4 protein-coding genes and 1 pseudogene are annotated in these 4,222 nt (G+C 48.0%); all 5 read right to left on the reverse strand.

The genetic code is table 11. The features are described 5' to 3' along the window. Positions 1 to 203 precede the first annotated feature (203 nt). Positions 204 to 1,001 (reverse strand): annotated as a pseudogene (locus GF404_10750) (hypothetical protein). Positions 1,002 to 1,059: 58 nt separating this feature from the next. Next, positions 1,060 to 2,133: a M20/M25/M40 family metallo-hydrolase gene (locus GF404_10755; protein ID MBD3382659.1), complete on the reverse strand. Its 1,074-nt coding sequence runs from the start codon at positions 2,131 to 2,133 to the stop codon at positions 1,060 to 1,062. Positions 2,134 to 2,147: 14 nt separating this feature from the next. Beyond that, on the reverse strand, positions 2,148 to 2,879 hold the full coding sequence (locus tag GF404_10760) for an HAD-IA family hydrolase (GenBank protein ID MBD3382660.1): 732 nt from the start codon (positions 2,877 to 2,879) through the stop codon (positions 2,148 to 2,150). 15 nt (positions 2,880 to 2,894) lie between these two features. Then, entirely contained in the window at positions 2,895 to 4,046 is a 1,152-nt protein-coding gene (locus GF404_10765; GenBank protein ID MBD3382661.1) for a glycosyltransferase, read from the reverse strand. Between the two features lie 38 nt (positions 4,047 to 4,084). Continuing rightward, positions 4,085 to 4,222: D-alanine--D-alanine ligase (locus GF404_10770; GenBank protein MBD3382662.1), on the reverse strand; the 138-nt coding region annotated here is incomplete at its 5' end.

Consider the following 4,222-nt stretch of genomic DNA (forward strand, 5'->3'; position numbering starts at 1 on the left):
CCGATCTGAAATTCTATCGGTTCACCGCGATCATGCGAACTGTCAAACATGGTTCCATCCTCAAGCCAACCGGTGTAATGCACCTGGACAGTATCTCCCCTTTCAGGACTGGCTCCGTCGCCCCCTTCGAGTATGACATATTTGAGACCGCTGGAAGTCGTCTTAACATCCGACTGTTTATAGTCGGGAATTTTCGGGGGTTCTTTGGTTTCAATTAAATCAACTTCAAAAATGAGGGTGCTGTTGGCAGGAATCGAGGCCCTCGGCTGCGGACCGTAGCCGAGTTCCGGCGGTATAACCAGAAGTCTTTTCTCTCCCGGTTTCATACCGATTAAACCTTCCTCCCAGCCTTTTATCACCTGTCCAGCGCCCAGCGCTACTTTAAACGGCTGACTGCGTCCCCTGGAATTATCGAACATGGTACCGTCTGTTAGCCAGCCGGTGTAATGCACAACCGCGTGGTCACCTGTTTTAGTTGCTTCGGCTGATTGATCACCTTCTTTTAGTATCATGTACTGGAGCCCACTTGAGGTTGTTTCAAGATCGGCCTCGTCATACTCAGGAATCTTGGGGGCCGGCTCAATATCTAGCATGTCGACCTCGAATACCAAAGTAGAGTTGGCCGGAATTGAGGGTCTGGCATGAGAGCCGTAACCGAGTTCTGGCGGTATGATGAGGAGACGTTTCGCGCCTGGTCTCAACCCGGCCATACCTTCATCCCAGCCTTCGATCACACGTCCCTGTCCGAGTACAAATTCGAAGGGCTGGTCGCGATCTTTGGAGCTGTCGAACTTGGTGCCATCGGTCAGCCAGCCGGTATAATGAACTGTCAATCTGTCACCAGCCATAGATGCGTCGATCGTATCAGCACCGGTTTCGATGTCGACATATTTCAAACCGCTGGCAGTTTCGATTGTGTCCCCAATAACCGTCGGAATCCCTCCCTCGGGATCGGGTTCGTAACGAGGTCCCTCAGCTGTTCCACCTGAACAGCCAATCATCAATAGTACTAAAGCAACGGACGTAATCTGCTTAAAAAACATTTCGCTTCCTTTCGAATCAGGCTTGTGTTAACGATGCAACCGTGTCGGCATCCAGCTTGCGCGTAACCTCATAGAAGAGCTTGACGCAGTTGTCGTAGTCATCGCGATGAATCATCGAAGCATGCCCATGGATATAGCGGGTTACAAGTCCGATGAAGATGGTCGGCACACCGAAACGTGATTTATGAATACTGCCCCCGTCGGTACCGCCTTTTTCAAGCGCTCCCAGAACATACGGGATATTGTTTTGCTCGGCTGTATCGATGACCAGATCGCGGAGCTTATGGTTCGGCACCAGGCTGCCATCGTAAACCAAAACAGCCGGGCCTTTGCCGACTTTTTCAGTAGGTTCGCCTTCAGCGCCGGGATAATCCTTGGCCACGGTCACATCGGAAACCAGTGCGACATCGGGATTGACGCTCCAGGCGGAAGTCATCGCACCACGCAGACCGACTTCTTCCTGAACGGTACCAACGCTGTATAGGGTGTTGGGATGATCATCTTTGAGCATCTTCATGACCTGGATCGCGATCGCGCATCCGATCCTGTTATCGAATGCCTTGGCGACATACATCTTCTTGTTGTTCATGACCGTAAACGGCGACCAGGGCACGATCACATCACCAATACGTACTCCCAGGTCTTTCTGGATATCCACGTCAGAGGTGACCCCGACATCGATATACATATCTTTTACCTGCAAGACTTTCTTACGGTCCTCGTCTTTTAGCAGATGAGGCGGGGTGGATCCGACCACTCCCAGGACAGGACCCTTCCTGGTCAGGATCATAACCCTCTGCGAGAGGACTACATGCCCCCACCAGCCCCCCAGAGGCAAAAAGCGAATATAACCATTTTTGTCGATTTCGCGCACCATGAAACCGACCTCGTCCATATGTCCTGCTATCATAACGCGCGGGCGTTCATGTGTTCCTTTTTTGCTGGCAATGAATGATCCCAGCTTGTCGTAGCTGATTTCATCGGCATCTGCTTCAAGATGCTTTTTCATAATTGCCGCGATCTCGGCTTCATGACCTGGAACTCCGTAAGCATCGGTCAGTTCCTGGAGAAGTTTTTCAGTTGCATCCATTTATATTTCCTTTCTCAATAGTTTTCGATCAATTCCGCCAGGTCGTCGATGATCAGATCGGCCTTACCATGATTTTCATAAACACGATCTGACTTCAACTTGAGAATCGCGGTGATTCCGGCGTTCTTGGCTCCAGCAACATCGACATCGACTCGATCACCCACAAAGAAAGCCTGATCGGCTGAAATGTCAAGCTTTCTGAGAACATGTTCAAATATTGCCGGGTGAGGCTTGCGGTATTCGAATTCCGAGGAAAATACGATCTCATCGAAGAATTCAAGCACACCAAAATTCTGCATATCCTCGTAATGATATCTTTGAGGGAAAACAGTGTTAGAGATCAGCCCCAGCTTGCATCCTTTTGACTTGAAAAAATGGAGTACATCAATAGCTCCCGGAATCAAGCTTAAATGATCACGGATAGGCTGGTAGTAATGCTCCAGGAAATCATCGTAGATTTCATCGCTGAGATCATGTTCATGCTTCTTAAAGAAATCAATAAAAAAGCGCCTCAGGTCGGGTTCTTTCTGAATCTCCATGCTGTGAGCAATCATCTCATTGACAACCGAGACAAATCCTTCCATCAATTTGCTTTTTTCCGAGAATAAGAAATTATGCCCCTCCAGCAACTTGAAACCTTCCATGATGCTGAGTTTGTATACATCATTCCAACTGATGTTCTCATATTCGATCAATGTCGACCCGAGATCGAACAGGGCCGCTTTTTTTTCGGTAAGTAATCCCATAACACGTTTGTACACCTATATATAAAAATGATTCCTGATTTGTTCCACGAGTTTCTCGGTCATATCCTCCCAGATAAACCCGGACGCGATCGCACGGCCGGTTTCGAGTGCCTCACCCCGATCATAAGCAAGCATCGATTTAATTGCATCGATCCAGAGATCTTCTCTGTTAGCGACTACCCTGACGAAATCCCGGTCGAACTGGTTTAGATGCTCCATGTTGGAGGAGACCATGGGAATACCGGCAGCCGCGAATTCATAGAATTTCAACGGATTCGAGTACCTGAAGAAGCGATTATCACGGTACGGCATCCAGCCCAGATCAAACGCCTTCAGCACAGCGGGAATTTGTTCATGGGGAACTTTTCCGATGAAATGAGCGTTGGGCAACTGGCGCACTTCCGCAACCGCTTCCTTATCGGCCACTTGCCCGACAAAGATAAAATTTTTGTCAGCTGACTTCTCTATCACCGATTTTACCAGCTTCCAATCCAGCCTGTCGGAGATAATGCCGGTATAGCCGATCCTGGGTGCGGATATCTTTTTGATTGGAGCATACGGTTCAATATCTTCAGCAGTCAGGCTTTGATATGTATTACGGTCCAGGCCGTTTCCCGACAGCCAGGCGGTTTTATAATTCGGACCGTATTTTTTGAGAGATTTTTGAGAGGTGGCCAAAAGCAAATCGATATATGGACGAAAGCGTCTCTCTAATTCATCAACATTGTTGTCGGATCTTCCATATAAATCAACATAGTTATCTTTTACTTCCATCAAATTTAGGCTGTTCGGATAGAGGCTGGTAAGATAACCCTGGACAGGATGATAAATCCATACAATTGGCTGTTTGATTTGAACTTTAAGCTTTCCTTCGAGACGGCCAAATTCGCTTCGCAGTATCATTAAATTCATGTAATTGAGAAACTCGAAGTGTCTGGTAATCATGTCAGTGACGAAATATTTAGGTGAGAATAGAAATAAGTTATCCGATAATTTTTCGATTTTCGACGGCCCAAACAGCTCGTTGATTCGATCCGGTTTTCGAAGCCATGTGGTAAACGGGCAGAGGGGTCGGTTGACCGCGACGACGATTGAATCGTATTTTTTGACAGCTTCAGCGAGCGCATAGACCATCTTGCGCCGCATAAAAACCGGCCAGTCGACCATACAGAAAAGCAATATGACTTGCGGGAAATGTCTCAAGATTACAATGCCAGTTTGACTATTTTATCGAGCAGTTCAGCAAACGAAAGCCCCGATGCGTTGGCGGCCTTGGGCACAAGTGAAGTTGTGGTCATTCCGGGCAGGGTGTTGACCTCCAGGCAAAATGGTCTGCCCTTTAA

Source organism: Candidatus Zixiibacteriota bacterium (assembly GCA_014728145.1).
Lineage (GTDB): Bacteria > Zixibacteria > MSB-5A5 > JAABVY01 > JAABVY01 > WJMC01.